Source organism: Pseudomonas sp. BF-RE-21, from assembly GCF_019947305.1.
GTDB classification, from domain to species: Bacteria; Pseudomonadota; Gammaproteobacteria; order Pseudomonadales; family Pseudomonadaceae; genus Aquipseudomonas; species Aquipseudomonas migulae.
In genome coordinates this window covers 13855-37172 of sequence record NZ_JAGYGF010000063.1, presented here as the reverse complement: position 1 = coordinate 37172, position 23318 = coordinate 13855, and the positions used below count along the sequence as shown (strand labels likewise).

Sequence of the window (23318 nt, the reverse complement as noted above, 5' to 3'; positions counted from 1 at the left end):
GGTTTCAAGGGTGGGTCCGATGGCCGCAATATCAATCGCCGTAAGGTCATCCACAAAGTAGGTGCAGTGCGGATTGCCCATGCTGCACGCACTCGGGCCTCCATCAAGGGGCAGAACCAACGTATCCATTTCCTGAGCTAGAGGAACATCCGACCAGCCGAACAGCGGCGGCCCCATGCTGACGGAAATGTTGCCGTTGGAGGTTCGTTGGCAAGTGAGCAGACCCCGGTTGGTGCGGAGCGTTATCGACGTCGAATTCGATTCGCGCATCAGCCTGTCCGCAGCACCCCGCGTTGCGCTGCCACACACATCCAGCGTGGAGCCATCGGTATTCCAGAACATCAACCGCGCATCGGCGTCCTCGCAATCGAGCACCACGGCGAGTTGATTGAAACCGATGCCGCGGTGGCGATCCCCCATTCGCCGAGCCAGGGCGCTTGTCACTGGATTGGCCGAGTTTCGCGCGTCCACGACCACGAAGTCGTCGCCATTGGCGTGCATCTTGTGGAAACTCAGCGGCATAGACAGATCCCTGTGGTGAATGGCCGTTTGCAGGCGATCTAGCCCCATTTGCCTGGCTTTTTCAAGCCGTGTGAAAATTCGAGCGGCAGGTGTGTTTGGTAATCAGATCAATAGCTGAATATTGTATGCACCCACTGAACCAGAGCCTTTCAATGCCCAATCACTACTACCACGAAATATGGCTCTCTCCCGACGAGGACGGCGAGCTGCTTCCTTCCTGTATCCCCCTCGGACCTGCGGGTGATGCAGCCAGAAACGTGAGCGAGCCTGGAAGTGAATGCGTGTGGATTTTCTGGGCGATGTCCCACTTTGAAGCAATGCAGATTTACTACGAATTTATGGATTTCGGAACGTATCAAACAGAGTTTCGAGAGGACTCGATGCCCTTCCCGAACGCTTGGATATCAGAGCAGATCGCCTTTCTTTCAACGCTCAGAAACGGATAATGTTGATTTGTAATCTCAAGGATTGAGGATTGGAAATGAGTATTTTTAGTCGCTTCAAAAAACCTGCAAAGCACAACCCGGCAGAGCAACTGGTCGGCTACTCGGTATCGGAGCTCAGGTCTGTATTTACTGAACCTCTTTTGCGCCTCACTCAACGTCTGACTGGCCGTCCACAGGTAGCGTCTTTGGACGATGTCGGTGTCGCAGCGTATTACTCTGCCTTTTTGATCGAAAACGAAGACGCCCTGAAGCTTCTGAAACTCATTGAGTCAAATTTCGAATTTGAGAGTGAAAAACCATTCAAGGATCTGCCGGTAAGGCGCTATTCAGGCATCCAGAAAAATGAGCACCTGATCTACTTAAAATCCGACGGAGAATTTAACTCCACAACGATCCGAATGGTCACCAACAGCATCGAGTTCCTGGGCATCATTCAGAATGAAAAACTTGCTGTTCCGCCCCCTTGGGTTGCGTTCGACGGGTACAACCCTCTCTGGTGGGGAGGTAATATGCAAGGCGCCCAGGGCTACTACAACGACAACTACTTCGTACCTTTCTTCACTCAATTGAGTGACACGGAAAAACAGGAGTACTTCGTAAGGTTCAAGGCCACGGACGAATGGATTGAAAGCTTGGAGCTGATGTACGGCGAAGACTGAATCCACGCACCACAAAGCTCATCAAGCTCGCGCATTTCGTATACCCGCCAGCCCCGAATTCCAGACACAAAAAAGCCCACTGACCGTCACCGGTGCAGTGGGCTTTTTGACTGGGCTTCTAGTTACAGAGCCATATCAGTTGCAGCGTTTGCTTTCGGCGCTTTTGGCGCTTCAGCCGGGGCAGCTGCCGGGGTCGCTACTTGACCGATCGCCGGTGGCGGGGTCAGTTGCAGGACCTTGGCGGTGTAAGCCCACTCTTGTGCAACCTTCTCAGGACTGCCATTCAGCTGAGTGCCGTAGCTCGGCACGATCTGGTGCAGTTTTTCCTGCCAGGCTGGCGAAGCGACCTTGTCCTTGAACACTTTCTGCAGCACGGTCAGCATGATCGGCGCAGCGGTCGAAGCACCTGGCGATGCGCCCAGCAGACCGGCGATGGTGCCGTCAGCGGAAGCAACGATTTCGGTGCCCAGTTTCAGCACGCCACCGGCGGCTTCATCACGCTTGATGATTTGCACGCGCTGGCCGGCTTGCCACAGGCGCCAGTCTTCAGCCTTGGCGTTCGGGAAGTATTCTTTCAGGGCGTTGAGGCGGTCTTCGTCAGACAGCATCAGCTGACCGGCAAGGTACTCGACCAGCGGGTATTCCTTGATGCCGACCTTGGTCATCGGCCACACGTTGTGCGTGGTAGTGGTGGTCAGCAGGTCCAGGTACGAGCCTTCTTTGAGGAACTTGGTGCTGAAGGTCGCGAATGGACCAAACAGGATCACGCGCTTGCCGTCCAGGACACGGGTGTCCAGGTGCGGAACCGACATCGGCGGTGCGCCAACGGAGGCTTTGCCGTAGGCCTTGGCCAGGTGTTGCTCGGCGATGGTCGGGTTTTCGGTGACGAGGAACGAGCCGCCGACCGGGAAGCCTGCGTATTCCTTGGCTTCAGGAATGCCGGACTTCTGCAGCAGGTGCAGGGCACCGCCGCCCGCGCCGATGAACACGAACTTGGCGTCGGTTTCGGACTTGCTGCCGTCTTTCAGGTTTTTGTAGCTGACGCGCCAGCTGCCGTCTTCGTTCTTGGTGATGTCTTGCACTTCGCTAGACAGTTTCAAGTCGAATTTCGGGGTGGTTTGCAGGTGCGCAACGAACTGGCGGGTGATTTCGCCGAAGTTCACGTCGGTGCCGATCGGGGACCAGGTGGCCGCGATTTTCTGGTTCGGGTCACGCCCTTCCATCATCAGCGGAACCCACTTGGCGATCTGCGCCGGGTCTTCCGAGTACTGCATGCCGGCGAACAGCGGGCTCGCTTGCAGGGCTTCGTAGCGCTTTTTCAGGAACTTGATGTTGTCATCGCCCCACACGAAGCTCATGTGCGGTGTGGAGTTGATGAACGAACGCGGGTTTTTCAGCACGCCTTGCTGAACCTGCCAGGCCCAGAACTGACGGGAGATCTGAAAGGCTTCGTTGATTTCAACGGCTTTCGGGATCGAGACATTGCCCTTGTCGTCTTCCGGGGTGTAGTTCAACTCGGCCAGGGCGGAGTGACCGGTACCGGCGTTGTTCCAGCCGTTGGAGCTTTCCAGGGCGACGCCGTCGAGGCGCTCGATCATTTCCATCGAGGTGCCAGGTTCCAGCTCATTGAGCCATACACCCAGGGTCGCGCTCATGATGCCGCCGCCGATCAGCAGCACATCGACTTTCTTTGCCTCTTCCGCATGAACGGACGTGATCCCCATCGACAAAGCCAGCCCCAGCAGGGCCGTGTTCATTTTCTTAAACATCTTGTAGCACCTTTGATAAAACGTCATCCGCCCTTCCATCCTCACGACGAAACCCTTGTTTCACACGGCATTCAGGCAAATGTCGTGGGGGCTCGCACATGAGATCCGGAGGGTGGGCACACAAGGCCGACGTGATCCATCGACCTCAGTTTATATGTCCCTACTGAACTGACTTTTTATCTTTATTGGCTTCAGCTGCTTGAGCGACAGTGATTCTGTTGGCGCGTCTCGAGGACACGCAAACTGAATAGGTCAAACCAAGTTGAGGTGAAGAATATCACGCCGGAGCAAACCCGCGCGTCTGTTCCCGACCTGATAGTCCGAACACGCGCGCCGGGGCCACTATACTCAACCTGTTTTTTCGATGAGCCGGTGAGGAGCAGTCATGAGCGATAAAAACGATCTGCGCAAATATTCCTCTCAAGTGGTCGATGGCGTGGAGCGTGCGCCCGGTCGCTCGATGCTGCGGGCCGTGGGTTTCACCGACGAGGACTTCAAGAAGCCGCAGATCGGCATCGCCTCGACCTGGGCGATGGTCACGCCGTGCAACATGCACATCGACAAACTGGCGGTCGAAGCCGAGAAAGGCGCGAATGCCGCCGGGGCCAAGGGCGTCATTTTCAACACCATCACCATTTCCGACGGCATCGCCAACGGCACGGAAGGCATGAAGTATTCGCTGGTGTCACGCGAGGTGATTGCCGATTCCATCGAGGTCGTGGCCGGTTGCGAAGGCTTCGACGGCCTGGTGACCGTGGGCGGTTGCGACAAGAACATGCCGGGCTGCCTGATCGGCATGGCGCGGCTGAACCGCCCTTCCATCTTCGTCTATGGCGGGACGATCAGGCCCGGTGCCGGCCACACCGACATCATTTCCGTGTTCGAAGCCGTGGGCCAGAATGCGCGCGGCGACATCAACGAAATCCAGGTCAAGCAGATCGAGGAAGTGGCCATTCCCGGCCCCGGTTCCTGCGGCGGGATGTACACGGCCAACACCATGGCCTCGGCCATTGAAGCGCTGGGCATGAGCCTGCCCGGTTCCAGCTCTCAGGACGCTGTCGGCAGCGACAAGGCCTCGGACAGTTTCCGCGCCGGCCAGCAGGTCATGGAGTTGTTGAAGCTGGACCTCAAACCTCGCGACATCATGACCCGCAAAGCCTTCGAAAATGCGATCCGCGTGGTCATCGCCCTCGCCGGCTCGACCAACGCGGTGCTGCATCTGTTGGCCATGGCGCACGCGGTGGATGTCGAGTTGACGCTGGATGATTTCGTCGAGCTGGGCAAAGTCTCGCCAGTGGTGGCCGACCTGCGCCCCAGCGGCAAATACATGATGAGCGAACTGGTGGCCATCGGCGGCATTCAACCGCTGATGAAGCGCATGCTCGCGGCCGGCATGTTGCATGGCGATGCGATGACGGTGACCGGCAAGACCCTCGCGGAAAACCTCGAAAACGTGGCGGACTATCCGGAAGGCCAGGACGTGATTCTGCCCTTCGACCAGCCGGTGAAAAAGGACTCGCACTTGGTGGTGCTGCGCGGCAACCTCTCGCCCACCGGCGCGGTGGCCAAGATCACCGGCAAGGAAGGTTTGCGCTTTGAAGGTACGGCGCGGGTCTACCACGGCGAAGAAGGCGCGCTGGCCGGGATTCTCAACGGCGAAGTGAAAGCGGGCGACGTGATCGTGATTCGCTACGAAGGACCCAAGGGCGGCCCGGGCATGCGCGAAATGCTCTCGCCGACGTCGGCGGTCATGGGCAAGGGGTTGGGCAAGGATGTTGCGCTGATTACCGATGGCCGCTTTTCCGGGGGTTCCCATGGTTTTGTGGTGGGCCATATCACGCCGGAAGCGTTTGATGGCGGGCCGATTGCGTTGATCGAAGACGGCGACAAAATCACCATCGATGCCGAAACCCGGCAGATCACGGTCGGCGTTTCCGATGCCGAACTGGCTGAGCGCAAGACCCGCTGGGTGCGGCCTGAGTCCAGGTACAAACGCGGGGTGTTGGCGAAGTATGCGAAGACGGTGTCCAGCGCCTCCGAGGGTGCCGTCACCGACAAATACCTTTAATGCTTTGATTCTGTATCGTTTGAGCGATTGCCATCGCGAGCAGGCTCGCTCCCACAGTTGATCTTCGCGTTGACGCAATCAATGTGGGAGCGAGCCTGCTCGCGATGGGGTCCGGTCTGGCAACATCAATGTTGAATGGATATCACAGCCGAAACCGATCCACCGACTGCGACAATTTCCCCGCCAGCGCCGACAGGTCATCCGTCGTCGAGGGTGCCGTCACCGACAAGTACTTGTAGGAGCCGGCTTGCTGGCGATGCTAACAACGCGGTATCCCGTCAAACCGAGTTGCTCCTATCGCCAGCAAGCCGGCTCCTACAGGGTCGTGTTTATTTTCACAGCCGAAACCGATCCACCGACTGCGACAATTTCCCCGCCAGCGCCGACAGCACATCCGCGCGTAACGCGTCATGCATCATGTCGGCTTCGAGGTGATTGCGCAGCGCGGTCATGCTGACCTCGTTGTCATTCACTGCGGTCGCCATTTGCGAATTTCCCAGGTAACTGACCAGGCTCATGATCACGGCCGTGAGCAGGCCGGTGCCGATCAGCAAGAGCAAGCGTAATTTTATCGACACGCTGTGGGTCTCCTGTCAGTGGGTGCGGCCATTCGCGCATGGCTTCTGAACAGGTTATCGACTGCGTCACAGCGCAATTGAAGGGCTATTTGCGTTCGTGCGGTTTTTACGACATGCGGTAATTCCCCCTGGCCATGTTCGTTTTTTCCTCAGCGCATGCTAGGTTGTACGACGACTGATGAATGATCTTCATGTTCATCACTCGATCACCCACAACAACAAGGAAACACCCATGAAAAAAGCGAAATTGCTGGTTGGATTTCTGTGCCTGTTCAGTGGCTATGTCGCGGCCGCCCCGTCCGCCGCTGAAAAAGACGTGGCCCAGGCTGTCGACCACCTGACCCAGGCCATGCTGAAAAAGAACATTTCCGAACTGAACGCTCTGACCGCCGAAAACCTGACCTACGGGCATTCCAGCGGGAAAATCCAGAACAAGCAGGAATACATCGCCGACATCGAAACTGGTCGGAGCGCCTTCAAGACCCTCGAAATGCAAAACCAGACCATCACCCTGTCCGGTGACGTGGCGTTGGTTCGCAACCATTTCTCGGCACAGGCGCTGAAAGGCACTGAAGTGATTCCGACCGAAATCGAGAACTTCCAGATCTGGCAGAAGCAGAAAGGCCACTGGCTGCTGGTCGGGCGTCAGGCGTTCAAGTTCTGATTTGGGTTGTGTAGGAGCGAGCCCGCTCGCGATGGCCCCATAAGCGCCGCGTTGACTCAGGCAAACTGCGTCATCGTTGACGTTCATCGCGAGCGGGCTCGCTCCTACAATGACCGTTGATCTGTGCGCGGGGCGTCGGCCCGATAAAAACATATTTTTATGCTTAAATTGATATTGTCGAACAATCCCACTTCCCGAGGGTGCCGTCATGAATATCAAGATCCTGGCTTTAATGTTGTTGGCGTTCTGTGCTCAACCGGTCTGGAGTCAGACGCCGCCCGCCTCAACGGCTGCGCCTGACAGCGTTGCATTGACCACGCGCCTGGCCTTGCGCGACCTGTGGGTCGAACATGTGTTCTGGATCAGAAACTACGCCATCGCCAATCAGGCTGCCGACAAGCAGCAAGCCAAAGTCGCCGCAGATCAAGTGGTCGACAACGCAACCAAAATCGCCAATAGCATCGCCCCGCTTTACGGTCAGCCTGCTGCCGATCAGTTGCTCAAATTGCTGGCCGGCCACTGGGGCGCGGTGAAGCACTACAGCGATGCAACGGTCGCCAAAGACAGCAAAGGCAAGCAAGCCGCAGTCGCGGACCTGACCAGCAATGCCAAGGCGATTGCCGCGTTCCTGGCCAAAGCCAACCCCAACTTGCCTGAAGCCACGCTGGTTGCCATGCTCGGTGCTCACGGGGGCCATCATGTCGCGCAGATCGATGAACTCGCCGCACACGATTACGCGGGCGAAGCGCGGACCTGGCACATGATGCGCGGCCATATCCTGGCGCTGGCCGATGCGCTGACGGCGGCACTGGTCAAGCAGTTCCCGGACAAGTTCTGACGTCGGGCGAGGACACACCATGCTGGAAGGACTGGGCCGGACACAGCAAGACCTGCTCAATGCGCTGCTGCACCATGCGAGCGGCATGAGCATTGACGAGTTGGCCGAACAACTGGCCGTCACGCGCACTGCGATTCGCCAGCATCTGGCGGCGCTTGAGCGTGACGGCCTGGTGTTGCGGGGCGAAACCCGGCCGACGGGCCGACGTCCAGAGCAACTGTACCGGCTCACCGACCATGCCAAGGAGCAGTTTCCTCGCCAGTATCAGATGCTGGCGAGTGTGCTGATCGATGAAGTGGCCGGCATCATCGGTCCCGAAGCGCTGGCCACGCTGATGCGCAGCATGGGCCGAAAACTGGCGCTGGATCGTGAATCACAGGTGGTCGACGAAGCCAGGATCGTGCAGCACATGAACCAGGCGGGATACCAGTCGGAGGTGTTCTTTCGCTCCAGCGGCGACCCGGAAATCGTCGCGCACAACTGCGTTTTTCACCGACTCGCAGAGGCCCATCCGGTGGTCTGTGAACTGGACCTGGCCTTGATCGGCACGCTGGGCGGCGCAGAAGTCGATCACACGGAATGCATGGTGCGCGGCGGTAACGTCTGCCGGTTCAAGCTTCGACCAAACACAGAAACGGCCGCCGAGCCCGATAACGTGCGGCCTTCTGAGCAAACAGATCCGGTTGATGATTGAGCCGTCTTCGACATCGCCCGGATCGCAAGACGCGTACACCTCACCGCCTCCCTACCAAGGTCGAGGCAGCGTTGGCCGAATGGCATCCGACGAAGTCAGAGATTGCAGTGGCGATCATCTCAAAGGTAGTATTGAGAACGATTCACACTAACATCTGGAAAGCCAACCGGTGCAAGTTCCTCCGACCAGCAAGCTGGGCTTCTTTTTCAGCGACCATCATCGCTGGCTGCTGCAGCATATCCAGCGGCGCCTGCGCAATCACGCGGACGCTGAGGACACCGCCGCCGATACGTTTTGCCAGATGCTGGTGGCCCGGGTAGACCCCGACAGCATCGAACAACCTCGCGCGTACCTGTCGACCATTGCCCGACGACTGATCTTTGACCGTCATCGCCGGCGCAAGCTGGAACTGGCCTACCTCGAACGCCTGTCCACGCTGCCCGAGGCGTTTGCCCCCTCCCCTGAAGAACAGTTGCAACTGATCGAAGCCCTGGTCGCGATCGACCGGGCGCTCGACGGCTTGCCACTGGTCGTCAAAGCCACGTTCCTCTACAGCCAGCTGGACGGTCTGAGCTACGTGGCGATTGCCCACAAAATGGGGCTTTCGGAACGCACGGTCAGCCGCTACATGAAACAGGCGTTGCGTCAGTGCTACCTGAGCGAGTTGACGCCATGAGCACGCCGCGCCTTGACCCGGTCAGCGAGCAGGCCATCGACTGGATGGTGAGCCTTCGTGCCGGCAAGCCCGATGCCGCACTGCAAGAACGGTTCAACGCATGGCTGGCGATGGACCCCGCACACGCCCGGGCCTGGGCCACCTTGCAGGAACGCCTTGGCGGTTCCTTCAACACGATTCGTGCCCTGGATCGGCGTCTGCCCGGTCAAGCCAACGAAGCGCGGCAACTGCTGTTGCAGCCTCATGGTTCACGCCGCGATGCGCTCCGCGTGATCGCGGGTCTCGGTCTGCTGGGCGGCGGCGCTTGGCTCGGCATCCGCAGCCCGCTGGGTGACTCGCTGCTGGCGGATCTGCACACCGGCCGTGGCCAGCGTCAGGATTTCACGCTGGCCGACGGCAGCCGCCTGAGTCTGAATGCGAACAGCGCGGTGGACCTGCGCTTCGATGACAAGCAAAGGCTGGTGATTCTGCGCCACGGCGAACTGGTGATTCAGGTGGCGGCCGACCCCCAGCGTCCGCTGCGGGTGCGCACCGCTCAAGGTGAAATACGGGCACTGGGCACCCGTTTCCTGGTGGCTCAGGAACAAGACGCGACTCGCGTTGTGGTGCTGCAACACTCCATCGAAGCCCGTCTGTTCGACGGCACGACACTCGACCTGCAGGAAGGTCAATCGGCCTTGCTGTATGCAGGGAAAATTGTCCCGGTGGCCGGCGATCAGCGTCATCGCGCCGATTGGCTCAGCGGGCGATTGAACGTGCTGGACGATCCCCTGGAACACGTCGTCGATGCGCTGCGCCCCTACAGCCGGGGTTTTGTCCGCGTGGCTCCCGAGGTTCGCGGCTTGCGCGTTCAGGGCGTATTCCCGTTGAACGATCCGGATCGGGTGTTCACGGCCCTGGCGGAAACCCTGCCGATTCGCGTGGATCGCTACAGCCCATGGTTGACGCTGATACGTGCAAAAGAGTCGCGCTGATAAATTTTTTTGAAAATAACTCTCATTCGTGTCCGGTTTTCATTTCTCGTCCCACCTATCTCCTGACACTTCCACATTTTCAGGAGAACGCTGTGTTCAACCCGTGGCCCCATGCCCTTTCCGCCGCTGTCGCCCTGGCAACCCTGGCGAGCCCTGCCCTGTCGCAGGCGCAAGACCTGATGTTCAACCTGCCGGCCGGCCCACTCGCCAGCACGCTGAATGCCATCGCCAGCCAGAGCGGCCATATCGTTTCATTGGAGCCTTCGCTGGTGCAGGGCAAACAAGCCCCGGCAGTGGTCGGCCAGATGCCTGCGGAACAGGCAATGCAAAAGGCGCTGGCGGGCAGCGGCCTGCAATTGCGAGTGACCGGGCAAGGTAACTTCAGCGTCGAGCCAGCCCCGGACAACAGCGCAGCGTTGCAGCTGGGCGTGACCAACATCGTCGAACGCAGCACCGACGCCACCACCGAAGGCTCAGGCTCCTACGCCGCAAGGGCGGTGACCATCGGCAAGGGCACCCACACCCTCAAGGAAATCCCGCAGTCGGTCACGGTGATGACCCGCAAGCAAATGGACGATCAGGATATCGTCGATCTCAAGGACGCGGCCAACAAGACCACCGGCCTGGTCGGTGCTCAAGGCGTCGGCAGAGGCCTGATCCTGAGCTCGCGCGGTTTCCAGATCGATGACTGGCAGTACGACGGCGTGCCGATTCCGCGCAACTATTACTCGCTGGGCAACTGGGCCACGCAGGACCTGATTTTCTTCGATCGCATGGAAGTGCTACGTGGCGCGTCCGGTCTGCTGCAAGGCACCGGCAGCCCTGGCGGCGCGGTCAACCTGGTACGCAAACGCGGCCAGGCCGCACCGATAGTGACCCTCACCGGCAAGGCCGGCTCATGGGACCACTACGGCCTGCAACTGGACGCCGGCGGGCCGCTGAACCAGGCCGGCACCGTGCGCGGGCGTTTCATTGCCGACCAGGACGACAGCCACTCGTTCGTCGATTCCGAATGGTACAAGACCACCTCGCTGTACGGCGCGCTGGACTTCGACCTGCGTGAAGACACCACCCTGGGCCTGGCGGTCAGCCAGTCCGACGGCGAATCGCGCTCGAACGTGCGCGGCTTCCCCCGCTACGCCGACGGTAAGCCCATCGACCTGCCGCGCAGCACGTACACCGGGGCGAAGTGGAACCATTCGGACATCGATGTCACCACGCTCTACACCGACCTGGAACACCGTTTCAACGACGATTGGGCCGTCAAGGTCGGCGCCGTGCGCATGACTGAAACCAATAAAGCGAAAAACCAACGGGTGCAATCCAGTGGCAACGGCATCAATGCCGATGGCAGCGGCGTGCAGTACGCTGACTTCGTGACGGACATGGACTCCACCAAAGTTGCTCTGGACATGAACCTCAACGGCAAATTCGAAGCCTTGTCCATGCAGCAGGAAATCATGGTGGGCGGCAACTATTCCAAATACACGTCAGACGACAAATTCGCCCGAACCTTCAATAACAGTGCCGACACCATCTTCGACATTGATCACAACCGTCCCGAAATCAGCTACGAGGGTTTGCTCAATAGCCCCGGTGGCCGTGGGACACCAAGCAAGTATGACATCCGCCAAAAAGGCCTCTACGGCAGCTGGCGGGTCAAGCCGATTGATCCGCTGACCCTCGTGCTCGGCTCACGGGTCAGTTGGTACGACTACAGCTATAAATCGTGGCGCCAGGACGCGACCAGCATTACCGCCGATCCTGAAAGCACCAGCAACGAAAACGGTGAAGTCACCCCCTTCGCCGGTATCGTCTATGACTTGAGCCGCGAATGGGCGATCTATACCAGCTACACCAACGTGTTCACACCGCAAACCGAACGCACTACAAGCGGCTCGGTAGTCAAACCGATCATCGGTACGAACTACGAGTTGGGTCTCAAGGGCGAGCTGATGGAGGGCCGGGTCAATACGTCCCTGGCGTTGTTCCGTTACGACCAGGAAAACCGCGCCACGCTCGATATGGACGGTGGGCAAAACTGCGACGGTTGGTACTGCTCGAAGGCATCCGGCAAAGTACGCAGCCAGGGTCTCGACGCCGAAATCAGCGGCGAAGTGCTGGACGGTCTGCAACTGTTTGCCGGTTATACCTACAACACCACCAAGTACCTCAAGGACCCGGACAACGAAGGCAAAGTCTTCAGCTGGTGGACGCCGAAACACATGCTGCGCGTCTGGGGCAACTACCAGTTGGGTGGCGACTGGAGCCGTGTGAGTACCGGCCTGGGCTTCACGACCCAAAGCCATACGCTGGGTTACGACCACGTCGTCAACGTACCGGGTTACACCGTCTGGAATGCCCGTGTCGGTTACCAGCTCTCCTCGGAGATCGAGCTGGCGATGAACGCCAACAACCTGTTCGACAAGACTTACTACACGGCGGCCTACAACCAGATCAATGGCAACAACAACTACGGTGAACCACGCAACGTGATGTTCAGCGTGAAATACACGCCGGAGTTCTAACACCGCCGATCGATCATCAACGCCCTCCTTCCGGCTGCTGTCGCAGGGAGGGCCGTTTCAGGGTCATTCAATTTCCAAAGGTATCGCAAACGTTCTTTTATTATTCTGCATCGCGACAAACGTCTTGAACTGCTTGATATTTCCGAAGAAAAACAACTCTCTGGTTAATTGTTCGTACTCACTCATGTCTCGTACATTCAACACCAGCAAAAAGTCAAAATCCCCCGTCACATAATAAACCTGCTGAACTTGCGGACAACTCACAAAGCGCCGCTTTATCTCATCCAGCAAATCAAGTCTTTCATTCTCTAGTTTAACTTCGACGATAACGGTAATCGGTCGGCCGACCGCTGCCGGGTCGACAATGCTCACGTTATATCTGATCACTCCCGCCGCTTCGAGGGCGGCGATTCTTCTATTGACTGCCGAGGGAGACAGGTTCACGCCCTCAGCCAGTTCCCGCTGGGAAATCCGGTTGTTTTCCTGAAGGAAGTTGAGAATTTTGCGGTCATAGGCATCTAGCTGCATAGGGGAACTCCTTCACCTGGGGCCCAGCCATTACAGCAGAAAAGGCACCTGGACGCTCATTCGTTGCGCACAAGCCTTTGTTCCAACGCACCAAACCTGACCGCTGCGCAACAAAATGCTGAAAACGCAACGATGGTGCGTTTGACGCCGCGATTTTCGAGCAATCGTGCGCCCCCTGAGCATTAGCATCGTTTTATCCCACCTGCTTGTCAGGCAAGGGCTGCGCTCCACCCGCCGAAAACAATAAAAACGGAGAAAGCATGACTAACGCCATCTCACCCCCAATCGCAGCTTTTAGTTTGGTACTGCCCCACCACTTAACCGATGGGAGTTTCACGATGAACAGTGCTCAAGAAAGTCGAGTTGACCGCCGTATCATTTCAAAGGCCGGTCGTTTTCTTATCGTTGGCGCAGCCAGTCTTATCTTCAGCCTCGGCATTACCGGCGCAGCGAGTGCAGCCAGCCTGGCAGAGATAAACAGTCGCGGCACACTTAACGTTGCAACCGAAGACAGTTATTACCCTTTCGAATTTATAAAGGACGGTGAGTCCGAAGGATTCCATAAGGACGTTATCGCGGAGCTGCGCAAGTACGCTCAATTCAAAGTGAATCAGGACATCATGCCCTGGACCGGCCTGCTGGCGGGTATCACCTCTGGGAAGTACGACGCCGCCATCACCGGTGCCGGTGTTACGGAGGAGCGCCTGGGCGCCTTTGACTTCGTGGCACCGGTCGCCCCTGAGGTCTCGCATTACATCAAGCGCGCAAACGATGACCGCATCAAAAGCGTCTCGGACCTTTCCGGGTTGATCGTCGGCGTGCAGGCCGGTGGTGCGCAACTGGCCCGATTGACGCAGCTGGATGCAAAGCTCAAAGCCTCCGGCGGTTCCATTGGCAAGATCGTGCAGTACCAATCCTACCCGGAGGCGTATGCCGACCTGGCGAATCACCGGCTCGACTACGTTGTGAACTCGATCGTGCCCGCCAACATGCTGGTGAAGGAACGTCCACAGGTGTTTGCCGTTGGCGAGGCCACTTCCAGCATGGGCTATATCGCCTGGCCAGTGGCCAAGGGCAACAAGGAGCTCCTCGATTACCTGAGTGGTTTTGTGAACCACTTGCGTGACACCGGCAAGCTCGCCGAACTGCAGAAAAAATGGCTCGGACAATCGTTCGATGACCTGCCCCGCGAACCGATTACTTCTGCGCCACAGTTCACTCAACTGACCGCGAAATAACCTGAGAGCCGCCATCGTTGGCGCAAGAAGTGTCAGCGATGGTCAGGTCAGTGGATCGTTCTTTTGACCCGGCAGGTAGCCGACGGCCAAAAGACTTGTTCGAAGGATGTTTTCAATGCAAAGCAGTGACTGGATCACGCTTGTGTACGCGGCCTGGACGACCGTTTGGGTGTCCGGCATTTCTATCGTGCTTGGCATCATTCTGGGGCTGGTTGTTGCCATGTTGCGGGCGGCAAAAATCCCGGTCTTGAGCCAGGCCCTCGCTGTCTATGTCAGTTTGATCAGAGCAACACCGATGGTCACGCTGGTGCTGTTTCTGTTTGTGATTGCGCCCTCCATCGGCTGGGAAGTCGACGCCCGGGTGGTGGCCATTGCGGCCATGACCCTCAACACCACGGCGTTCAACGCCGAGATCTGGCGCAGCGCCCTGACCAGTTTCTCGCGCGAACAACTGGAAGCGGCAAAAGCCGCCGGCATGACCACGGGGCTGACACTTCGCCGCATCATGCTCCCGCAGATGTTGACCACCAGCCTTCCCGGGCTTGTGAACGAAATGTCCCTGTTGGTCAAAAGCAGTCCCGCGATCGCCATGATCGGCATTGTGGACCTGACGCGCGTGACGAATCGGATCGCTGCCGTCACTTACGATCCGCTTCCTCCCATCCTCGCGGCGGGCCTGCTTTACATCGTGATCATCGGTGGACTTGTCCGCTTCCAGAGAATTGCAGACTCGCGCGCCAAGCGCCTGGCCATGTAGGGGCTCCCATGAACGGAATTGAAATGCTGTGGGACAACCTGGACGTGTTCGCGGCCGGGCTGCAGAACACACTCATACTCTTTGGCGTGTCGTCTGCCTGCTCATTTATGTTGGCCTGCGTTATCGCTTTCCTGCTGGAAGGACAGGACAACCTGTTTCGACGGCTTGTTCGCTGGGCGTTGGACCTGATGCGAATGCTGCCCTTCCTGATCTTCCTGTACCTCCTTTACTACGGGCTTCCCAACCTGGGTATCAGCCTGGATGTATGGTCGGCGGGTTTCATTGCCCTGATTACGTATCACGGTGCTTATTTCGCCGAGATCCTGCGGGCGGCGAGGACCGCGCTGCCCGCAGGCCAGGCGGAAGCGGCCTATGCCCACGGCTTCGTCAACTCAAACATGTACTGGAGGATTCTCCTCCCGCAAATGGTGATGCGTTCCGGGCCGCTCTTTGGCAACCAATTGGTCTGCCTGCTGAAGGACACCGCCTTCCTGTCGATCATCACTTTGATGGATCTGACGGCTGCGGCCTCTGCTGTACAAGCCAAATATTTTGTTCCGCTGCCGCCCTTCATATTCGTGATCGCACTGTATTGGTCCATCACCCTGTTGGTTGAGGCATTACTTCGTCGCCTGGGTCGCCGAGCGCAGAAAAGAGGATTGGTCCATGAATAAGTCCGCCCCGGTCGTTGAAATCCGCGACCTGCATAAACACTTCGCCGGCATTGAGGTGCTTCGCGGCATCAACCTCAAGGTCGAGCGAGGACAGACTGTCAGCATTCTGGGCTCTTCCGGCTCAGGCAAATCCACCATGTTGCGTTGCATCAACTGGCTGGAAGTGCCTGATACCGGTGAAATCTACATCGGCGGTGATCGCATGGGCGTTAAAAGTGGCGGTGGCAAAGCCATGTCCAATCGCGAACTGGCGGCGATGCGCGCAAGAACCGCCATGGTGTTCCAGAGCTTCAATCTCTGGCCCCATCTGACCGTGCTTCAGAATGTCACCGAGGCGCCCATTCATGTCATGGGTGTCAGTCGCAAAGAGGCCAATGATCAGGCGGTTGCGCTGCTGGAGAAAGTGGGCCTGTCGCACAAGCACGATGCTTATCCCTGGTCGCTGTCAGGAGGCCAACGGCAGCGGGTTGCCATTGCGCGAGCCTTGGCGATGAACCCGCAAGTCATCTTGTTCGATGAGCCAACGTCTGCGCTCGATCCAGAACTGGTCGGGGAAGTCCTGGCGGTGATGCGTTCACTGGCCGAAGACGGTTTCACGATGGTCATCGTGACCCATGAAATGGAATTTGCCCGCGCCGTCTCCAACGAGGTCGTGTTCATTGAAAAAGGACAGATCATTGAAAGAGCGGCACCGGAAAAATTCTTTACCAACTCAGACAGTGAACGCGTTCGGCAGTTTTTAGGGCGTTACAGAACGACCACGGCATGACTGCCCCTGGAACTCGCCAAAACGCGCACGCCTTTTCTCCAGCGTTACAAGGAACCGCTATGTTTTTCGCTAACCCACGCGCCTCTCGCAGCACCTACCCAAAACACCTTCAGGACATCATGAGTGTCGACGCGGCCCATGAGTCACGAGACTGGCTATCGAGTTGGAAACACCTGAACCAAAAGGCGACACCGCTGTGGGAACTTCCGGGCATGGCTGAAGAACTCGGCGTGGCCGGGTTCTGGGTCAAGGACGAATCGACACGTTCACCCCTGGGCAGCTTCAAGGCACTCGGCGCACCGATCGCGCTGATCAGGCTGATTCTGCGGCTGATGCCCCATGAATCCTTTGATCCCAAAGGGCTCATCACCGGCCAATATCGGCAGCGCTTGCATGATTTCACGGTCATCAGTGCCACTGACGGCAATCACGGGCGAGCCCTGGCGGCTGCGGCACAAAGCGTCGGCTGCCAATGCGTCATCGTTTTGCATGCCAACGTGAGTACGGAGCGCGAGGCGGCCATTGCCGCGTATGGCGCCCGCATCATCCGGGTTGAAGGTAACTACGACGAGTCGGTGGAACATACCGCCGCCGTGGCAGAACAAAACGGTTGGCCGGTGGTGTCGGACACCTCGTATGAGGGTTATGAGATCGTCCCTCGCGATGTGATGCAAGGCTACGGCACCATCGCCGCCGAGTTGATCGAGCAAACCACGGGCAATGCCCAGGCGGCCTGCCCTTTCACCCACGTGTTCCTGCAAGGGGGGGTGGGAGGAATGGCAGCGGGCATCAGCAGTTACCTCTGGGAAATTTACCAGGAACAGCGTCCCGTCTTCGTCATGGTCGAACCCCGGCAAGCGGATTGCCTGTACCAAAGTGCGATTCAGGGCTTGCCCGCCAAAGCAACAGGCTCGGTTGACTCGGTCATGGCTGGCCTGGCCTGCGGCGAAACCTCTCCCCTCGCCTGGCGATTCCTCGAACCGTGCGTAGATTTCTTTATGACCATCAGCGACGACGACGCCGTGTCTGCCATGCAGCAGCTGGCTCACGGCAGTCCGACCGACATTCCTGTGGTGGCCGGTGAGTCGGCGGTGGCCGGTCTGGCAGCGCTTCAAATCCTTCTAAGCGATCCGGCAACAGCCAGAACAGTCGGCATCGACCGAGAATCCCGAGTGCTCATCATCAGTACCGAGGGTGCGACGGCCCCGTCGGTCTACGAGCGTCTGGTGGGTGAATCCGCGCAAGCGGTCACTGCCCGTCAGCACCAATGGCAACTACAAAAAAATGTGTGATCAACAGAACGCAGGAGCCCATGCAGTGATCGACGACCACGAGTTTCACGCGCAGCTGGTCAGCTGGCGTCACCACCTCCATCAACACCCTGAGGTCGGTTTCGAAGAAATCCACACGTCCGACTACGTGGCTGATGCGCTCACGTCGATGGGCCTTGAGGTGCATCGGGGCATTGGCGGCACAGGCCTGGTCGCCAGTTTGAAGGTTGGAGACAGTCCGGCGGTGGTGGGGCTTCGAGCCGACATGGATGCACTGCACATTCACGAAGATGCTCCGGGGCGGCATCACGCCTCGGTAACCGCAGGGAAAATGCATGCCTGCGGTCATGACGGCCACATGTCCATGATCCTCGGCGCCGCCAGGCTACTGACCACAACTCGCGATTTCAACGGGACGGTACGCTTCATTTTCCAGCCCGCCGAAGAACACGGCTGTGGCGCCAAAGCGATGATTGCTGATGGCCTGTTTGATCGCTTCCCGGTGGATGCGATCTACGGCGCTCATAACATGCCGGGATTGCCCGCCGGCACAATCGCGACGCGCTCTGGAGGGATCATGGCCAGTGAGGACAACTTCGTTATCCGGATCAAGGGCCAGGGGACGCACGCGGCACGACCGCACATGGGGGTTGACCCGATCGTCATCGCTTCCGAGGTGGTGCTGGCCTTGCAAACGGTGATTTCACGCAACCTCGACCCGAGCGTTCCGGCCGTGATTTCCTGCACAGAGTTCATCACCGACGGCATCCGCAATGCGATTCCAAGCCACGTCGTCATCAAGGGCGACACGCGCAGCTACGCGCCCGAAGTCCAGGCTATGCTGGAAAGGCGCATGCGAGAAATCTGCGAAGGCATTTGCAGGCTCCACGGCGCATCGTGCGAGTTCGAATACACCCATGAATTCGCCCCCACCGTGAACTGGGAAAAGTGCACCCCCATCGCAGTCGCGGCGGCGACCCGAATTGTTGGCCCGGACCGGGTGAATGCGGACATCCAGCCGATGATGATTTCAGAGGATTTCGGCGCGTTCCTGCAGGTCGTACCCGGCAATTTCGTGTTTATCGGCAACGGCGACACAGCGGATGAAGGGGGGACTCCGCTTCACAACGCCAGGTATGACTTCAACGACAATGTGCTGGCCACGGGGGCGCACTATTTCGCCGAAGTTGCCCGTACAGCACTCGCTGCGCAATAACCCGCCACAGAGCAGCACGCCAACGTGCTGCTTTTTCTGTCGGGTGGCTACGCGCTTCGACTGCCCTTGAACGCCTCACGCCGCGCCTGCCTCTCTGCGTGGTACGCCGCGCTCTGCTCACTGATCAACTCTTCGCGGCGCAACAGCTCACCGCAATGGGCGCACAGCGGCCCTAACCCGGCGGGCTCGCCACAGGTTTTGTGGGTGTACACCACCGCCAACCCTTCTTCCGGCGATTTGCACCAGGTTTCGCCCCAGGCGCGCAGTGCCAACACCACCGAGTAGAAGGCCTGCCCTTTCGCGGTGAGGTGGTACTCGTAGCGCGGTGGCCGTTCGTTATAGAGGCGGCGTTCTACCAGGCCGTCGGCTTCCAGGTTTTTCAGGCGTGTAGCGACCATTTGCGGGGTGCCGCCGGTCTGCGCCTGGATCTCGTCATATCGATGACTTCCCATGAACAACTCACGCAGGACCAGCACGGTCCAGCGGTCGCCCACGACTGTCTCGGCCCGCGCAATCGGGCATAGAGTGTCGGGAGCAGCAATGTTGGTCGACATACGGGCTTGCCTCTTTCGCTGTAACTATGATTATCATATCAACAAGATGCCCAGGCAAGTCCCCGGCACCGATCACTCAACTTTTGTGGAGAACATCGTCATGTCGAACGCCCTTTATCCGCTCAACAGGACCGCCTATCTGCTGGTCGATCCGTACAACGATTTCCTCTCGGAAGACGGCAAGGTCTTTCCCTTGATCAAGCCGATCGCCGAGCAAGTCGGCCTGCTCGACAACCTGCGCACGCTCGACCGCACGGTTCGCGCCCTCGACATTCCGGTCGTCATCGTACCGCACCATCGCTGGGAACACGGTGACTACGAAGGCTGGGACCATCCAACGCCGACCCAGTGCAAGATCATGCACATGCACCACTTTGCTCGCGGGGAATGGGGCGGCGAATGGCATCCGGATTTTGCGCCGAAGGACGGTGACATCGTCGTGCAGGAGCATTGGGGTTCGAGCGGTTTCGCCAACACCGACCTGGATTTTCGCCTCAAGCAAAAAGGCATCACCCACGTGATCATCGTCGGTCTGCTGGCCAACACCTGCATCGAAGCGATCGCTCGTTATGCATCGGAAATGGGTTACCACGTCACCCTGGTGCGCGATGCGACCGCCGCCTTCCGCCCGGAAATGATGCACGCCGCCCACGAGTTGAACGGCCCCACGTTTGCCCATTCGATTGTGACCACGGACGAACTCGTCGCCGCCCTCGCAGGGCAGGAATAACCGATGATGAAACTGACAGGAAACCTGATCATCGGGACCCACGATGTCGCGGCCACCGAAGGAACGATGAAAGCGCTCAACCCCGCGACCAACACGTTGATCGAACCGGATTTTGCCCTCGGCGGCATCGCGCAAGTCCACCAGGCAGCAACGCTCGCGGACGAAGCGTTCGACAGTTACAGCCATACGTCGCTCGCACGGCGCGCGGCGTTTCTCGAGAGCATTGCCGACAATCTTGAGGCCACCCGCAAGGAGCTGGCGGCACGGGCCGCGCTCGAAACGGGTCTGCCAGAAGCTCAGCTTGAGGGCGAAGCGAGCAGAGCCGCCGTCCAGTTCCGTCAGTTCGCGGAGGTCGTGCGCAAGGGCCGCTTCCTGCAACTGGCCATCGATCCGGCACAACCTGATCGTCAACCTCGCCCGCGCATGGACCATCGCCTGCAAAAAATGGCCATCGGCCCGGTGGCCATTTTCGGCGCGAGCAACTTTCCGATTGCCTATTCCGTGGCCGGTGGCGACACCGCTTCGGCATTGGCCGCCGGCGCGACCGTTATCCTCAAAGCGCACAACGCCCATCCGGGCGCTTCGGAAATCCAGGCGCGGGCCATCCAAAAGGCCGTGCAGGAGCACGGGTTGCACGAGGGGGTTTTCTCGATGGTACGCGGCAGCGGCAACACCATCGGCGAAGCGCTGGTCGATCATCCTTTGATTAAAGCCGTGACGTTTACTGGTTCGGAACAAGGCGGCATGGCGCTGTATCGGCGTGCGCAGCTGCGGCCCGATCCCATCCCGGTGTTTACCGAAATGACCAGCATCAACCCCACGTTCATCCTGCCCGCAGCCCTGGCCGAGCGCGGCGCGCAGATCGGCGATGGTTTTATCGAGCGCATGCTGGTCAATGTCGGGCAAGCCTGCCTCAGGCCCGCGCTGCTGATCGCGATCAAAGGCGCCGGCCTTGAAGCGCTGCGCGTCGCCATGGTGCAGCGCGTCAGCGAGGCCGCAGCCCGCACGATGCTGACGCCGGGGATCCATGCGTCATACCTGAACGGTCTCGCCGCGATGGAAAACGCCGGTGCGCAGCGCATCGCCGAAGGCACGGCCGCCAGCGCCGACGTTGACGGCCAATCGGCGTTGCTGGAGGTCACCGGCCAACGTTTCCTCGAGGAAGCCACCCTGTCGCAGGAAGTCTTCGGACCATCGGCGCTGCTGGTGACCGTCGAGGACGAGGCTGAACTGCTCGCCATTGCCCGCTCGCTCAAAGGCCAACTCAGCGCCGCCCTGCACCTCGAAACAACTGACTTGCCACTGGCCCGGCGCCTGTTGCCGGTGCTGGAGCGCAGAACCGGACGCATCGTCGTCAACGCCTTCGCCCATCCGCAGGAGGTGACGCACGCCACTGTTCACGGCGGTCCGTTTCCGGCGACCTCGGACAGTCGCTTCACCTCGGTGGGCATGACGTCGATCGAACGCTTCCTGCGGCCGGTGGCTTACCAGGGGTTTCCGGATGCGCTGTTGCCTGAGGCACTGCGTGATTTCAACCCGCTGGGGCTGCCTCGGCTGGTGGACGGGCAGTAGGCGCCACCCAGCGCTGAACGTCTTGCGAGTCAGTGGCCAGAATCGCGATCGATAGCACGATGGCGCGCTTTCAAACGCCGGTCTTTCCAGCTAGACCGGTTTGCCCAGTGCGTTGTCGATCATCAGACGAACGCCCCGCAACACTTGCGCCGACACCTCTGGCCTGGCCTTCGCCGTGGCGCGCGCAACCGAAAGTGCACCGACCATGGCGGCAACGATGGCCATGGCAGTGTCCAACGCGTCGACGCCGGGGTTGTTGGCAGCAACCCTGCGCTCAAACGCCCGAACCAGCACCATGTAACCCTCGGTAAACGTAGCGCTCGCCGCAACATCCTGACGGCCGATTTCGCTGGCGGACGCGGCCATTGCGCAGTGATCGGCGTAGTCGTCGCGCTTGTCGACGGATAGATAGTCAGACAGGAAACGATCCAGGTCCGGCTCGCCATCGACAGTGCCCGAATAGAGCTTGGCATTGCCCTGCGCCAGGCTCCACGCCAGCGCCTCGGCCGCCAGTGCTTCCTTGGACGCGAAGTGCGCGTACAGCGCGCCGTGGGTCAAACCGGCCGACTTGCTGATTTCGGCAACGCCCACCCCGTCGATTCCTTTCTGGCGAAACAGACGGCTCGCCGCCTCGATCAGTGCGGCGCGGTTTTCTTCAGCTTTTTCTTTCGAGATTTTCATAATGAGGCTCCTCCGCGCGCACTCTGGCACATTATCGTTGTAGTCGCAATTAACAAGAATGGCAGGTATTACCGGTCGTCGCAGAGGATCACATTCCATCTTGACTTTAATAATTACGACCACCATTATAAATTCATTGATTGCGACCGCAATCTCAATGAGCGTAAGTCGCTCGCCCAGCCAGAGCACACCACCATGAACATTAAAGATTCCGTAGCTTTTGTTACCGGCGCCAACCGTGGTCTTGGCCTCGCCTTCGCAAAAGAACTCGTGGCACGTGGCGCGAGCAAGGTTTATGCAGGGGTGCGCAACCCTGAAGGCGTCGACATTCCGGGGGTGATCGCCATTCGCCTCGACGTCAGCGACCCGGCATCGGTTGCTGCAGCGGTGGCCCAGGCTGGCGACGTGACACTCTTGGTGAACAATGCCGGTATCGCCCGCGTGCTGCCCTCCATGCTGGATCCTGGCCTGGTGGAAGCCGCCCGCGAAATCTTCGAAACCAATTACTACGGCGTCATGCACGTCAGCCTCGCCTTCGCACCAATCCTCAAAGCCAACGGCGGTGGCGCGATCGTCAACGTACTGTCGGATGCGACCTGGATTGCCGCGCCTTTCCTGTCCGCCTATGCGGCATCGAAAGCAGCGGCGTGGAGCTTCACCAATTCGCTGCGAATCGAACTCCATGGCCAGGGCACAAGTGTGCAAGGGCTGCACGTGGGTTTCATCGACACCGACCTGACACACGGTTTTGATGTACCGAAAGTCCAGCCATCCGACGTCGTGATCCAATCGCTGGACGGAGTGGAAGCAGGACTTCAGGAAGTGCTCGCAGACGAAGGCACACGCGCCATCAAAGCCAGCCTGTCTACCGGGCAAGCGGCTTACCTCAATGCCCAGACCGTTGCGTAAGGG

23 protein-coding genes and 1 pseudogene are annotated in these 23318 nt (G+C 59.1%); 18 read left to right on the top strand and 6 right to left on the bottom strand.

The annotated features are described in order from the left end of the window. A partial coding sequence (locus KGB25_RS26890; RefSeq protein ID WP_411740739.1) for a diaminopimelate epimerase occupies positions 1–522 on the bottom strand: 522 nt, incomplete at its 3' end. A gap of 152 nt (positions 523–674) precedes the next feature. On the opposite strand from KGB25_RS26890, the gene KGB25_RS26885 reads away from it, so the two are divergent. After that, positions 675–968: a hypothetical protein gene (locus KGB25_RS26885; RefSeq protein WP_223437411.1), complete on the top strand. Its 294-nt coding sequence runs from the start codon at positions 675–677 to the stop codon at positions 966–968. A gap of 35 nt (positions 969–1003) precedes the next feature. Next, positions 1004–1627 (top strand): hypothetical protein, encoded by a 624-nt coding sequence (locus tag KGB25_RS26880; protein WP_223437409.1) that lies wholly within the window; start codon positions 1004–1006, stop codon positions 1625–1627. Between the two features lie 122 nt (positions 1628–1749). On the opposite strand, the gene mqo is transcribed toward KGB25_RS26880, so the two are convergent. Next, the gene (mqo, locus tag KGB25_RS26875; protein WP_192418474.1) at positions 1750–3396 is read right to left on the bottom strand and encodes a malate dehydrogenase (quinone); all 1647 of its coding nucleotides are present in this window, start codon (positions 3394–3396) and stop codon (positions 1750–1752) included. Positions 3397–3781: 385 nt separating this feature from the next. Here mqo and ilvD point away from each other — a divergent pair, with 385 nt between their 5' ends. Then, positions 3782–5464, top strand: coding sequence for a dihydroxy-acid dehydratase (ilvD, locus tag KGB25_RS26870; RefSeq protein ID WP_008042755.1), 1683 nt, complete (start codon positions 3782–3784; stop codon positions 5462–5464). Between the two features lie 356 nt (positions 5465–5820). Here the strand turns inward: ilvD and KGB25_RS26865 are convergent. Then, positions 5821–6042 (bottom strand): annotated as a pseudogene (locus tag KGB25_RS26865) (hypothetical protein); the annotation flags it as partial. 232 nt (positions 6043–6274) lie between these two features. On the opposite strand from KGB25_RS26865, the gene KGB25_RS26860 reads away from it, so the two are divergent. From KGB25_RS26860 to KGB25_RS26835, 6 genes are all read left to right on the top strand, one after another. After that, positions 6275–6706 carry a nuclear transport factor 2 family protein gene (locus KGB25_RS26860; RefSeq protein WP_008032405.1) on the top strand — a complete coding sequence of 144 codons (432 nt, stop codon included), beginning with the start codon at positions 6275–6277 and terminating at the stop codon, positions 6704–6706. A gap of 208 nt (positions 6707–6914) precedes the next feature. Next, the gene (locus tag KGB25_RS26855) at positions 6915–7544 is read left to right on the top strand and encodes a hypothetical protein (protein WP_008032407.1); all 630 of its coding nucleotides are present in this window, start codon (positions 6915–6917) and stop codon (positions 7542–7544) included. A gap of 19 nt (positions 7545–7563) precedes the next feature. After that, positions 7564–8238: a helix-turn-helix transcriptional regulator gene (locus KGB25_RS26850; RefSeq protein ID WP_223437407.1), complete on the top strand. Its 675-nt coding sequence runs from the start codon at positions 7564–7566 to the stop codon at positions 8236–8238. A gap of 169 nt (positions 8239–8407) precedes the next feature. Beyond that, entirely contained in the window at positions 8408–8914 is a 507-nt protein-coding gene (locus tag KGB25_RS26845) for a sigma-70 family RNA polymerase sigma factor (RefSeq protein ID WP_223437405.1), read from the top strand. Beyond that, entirely contained in the window at positions 8911–9888 is a 978-nt protein-coding gene (locus tag KGB25_RS26840; RefSeq protein ID WP_223437403.1) for a FecR domain-containing protein, read from the top strand. The genes KGB25_RS26845 and KGB25_RS26840 overlap by 4 nt, the downstream gene beginning before the upstream one ends. A gap of 92 nt (positions 9889–9980) precedes the next feature. After that, positions 9981–12416, top strand: coding sequence for a TonB-dependent siderophore receptor (locus KGB25_RS26835; protein WP_223437401.1), 2436 nt, complete (start codon positions 9981–9983; stop codon positions 12414–12416). Between the two features lie 63 nt (positions 12417–12479). On the opposite strand, the gene KGB25_RS26830 is transcribed toward KGB25_RS26835, so the two are convergent. Beyond that, positions 12480–12944: an Lrp/AsnC family transcriptional regulator gene (locus tag KGB25_RS26830; RefSeq protein WP_008032416.1), complete on the bottom strand. Its 465-nt coding sequence runs from the start codon at positions 12942–12944 to the stop codon at positions 12480–12482. A gap of 260 nt (positions 12945–13204) precedes the next feature. On the opposite strand from KGB25_RS26830, the gene KGB25_RS26825 reads away from it, so the two are divergent. The 6 genes from KGB25_RS26825 to KGB25_RS26800 all read left to right on the top strand — a co-directional run bounded on the left by KGB25_RS26825 (position 13205) and on the right by KGB25_RS26800 (position 18869). After that, positions 13205–14182 carry a transporter substrate-binding domain-containing protein gene (locus tag KGB25_RS26825; RefSeq protein ID WP_223437399.1) on the top strand — a complete coding sequence of 326 codons (978 nt, stop codon included), beginning with the start codon at positions 13205–13207 and terminating at the stop codon, positions 14180–14182. Between the two features lie 115 nt (positions 14183–14297). After that, on the top strand, positions 14298–14939 hold the full coding sequence (locus KGB25_RS26820; protein ID WP_223437396.1) for an amino acid ABC transporter permease: 642 nt from the start codon (positions 14298–14300) through the stop codon (positions 14937–14939). Positions 14940–14947: 8 nt separating this feature from the next. Next, the gene (locus tag KGB25_RS26815; RefSeq protein ID WP_192229076.1) at positions 14948–15613 is read left to right on the top strand and encodes an amino acid ABC transporter permease; all 666 of its coding nucleotides are present in this window, start codon (positions 14948–14950) and stop codon (positions 15611–15613) included. Beyond that, entirely contained in the window at positions 15606–16382 is a 777-nt protein-coding gene (locus tag KGB25_RS26810) for an amino acid ABC transporter ATP-binding protein (protein ID WP_008032422.1), read from the top strand. The genes KGB25_RS26815 and KGB25_RS26810 overlap by 8 nt, the downstream gene beginning before the upstream one ends. Positions 16383–16441: 59 nt before the next feature. Beyond that, positions 16442–17674, top strand: a complete 1233-nt coding sequence (locus KGB25_RS26805) for a diaminopropionate ammonia-lyase (protein ID WP_223437394.1) — start codon at positions 16442–16444, stop codon at positions 17672–17674. A gap of 25 nt (positions 17675–17699) precedes the next feature. Beyond that, positions 17700–18869 carry a M20 aminoacylase family protein gene (locus tag KGB25_RS26800; RefSeq protein WP_223437391.1) on the top strand — a complete coding sequence of 390 codons (1170 nt, stop codon included), beginning with the start codon at positions 17700–17702 and terminating at the stop codon, positions 18867–18869. A 47-nt stretch (positions 18870–18916) separates the two neighbouring features. Here KGB25_RS26800 and KGB25_RS26795 read toward each other — a convergent pair whose 3' ends face one another. Further along, complete coding sequence (locus KGB25_RS26795) at positions 18917–19423, bottom strand: winged helix-turn-helix transcriptional regulator (RefSeq protein WP_223437389.1); 507 nt, start codon at positions 19421–19423, stop codon at positions 18917–18919. A 100-nt stretch (positions 19424–19523) separates the two neighbouring features. On the opposite strand from KGB25_RS26795, the gene KGB25_RS26790 reads away from it, so the two are divergent. Both KGB25_RS26790 and KGB25_RS26785 read left to right on the top strand, forming a co-directional pair. Beyond that, positions 19524–20153, top strand: coding sequence for an isochorismatase family cysteine hydrolase (locus tag KGB25_RS26790; RefSeq protein ID WP_223437387.1), 630 nt, complete (start codon positions 19524–19526; stop codon positions 20151–20153). A 6-nt stretch (positions 20154–20159) separates the two neighbouring features. Further along, positions 20160–21725 (top strand): aldehyde dehydrogenase (NADP(+)), encoded by a 1566-nt coding sequence (locus KGB25_RS26785; protein ID WP_223437413.1) that lies wholly within the window; start codon positions 20160–20162, stop codon positions 21723–21725. A gap of 90 nt (positions 21726–21815) precedes the next feature. Here KGB25_RS26785 and KGB25_RS26780 read toward each other — a convergent pair whose 3' ends face one another. After that, positions 21816–22406: a TetR/AcrR family transcriptional regulator gene (locus KGB25_RS26780; protein WP_008032432.1), complete on the bottom strand. Its 591-nt coding sequence runs from the start codon at positions 22404–22406 to the stop codon at positions 21816–21818. A gap of 195 nt (positions 22407–22601) precedes the next feature. Here KGB25_RS26780 and KGB25_RS26775 point away from each other — a divergent pair, with 195 nt between their 5' ends. After that, positions 22602–23315, top strand: coding sequence for an SDR family oxidoreductase (locus KGB25_RS26775; protein WP_008032433.1), 714 nt, complete (start codon positions 22602–22604; stop codon positions 23313–23315). The last annotated feature ends 3 nt before the right edge of the window (positions 23316–23318 follow it).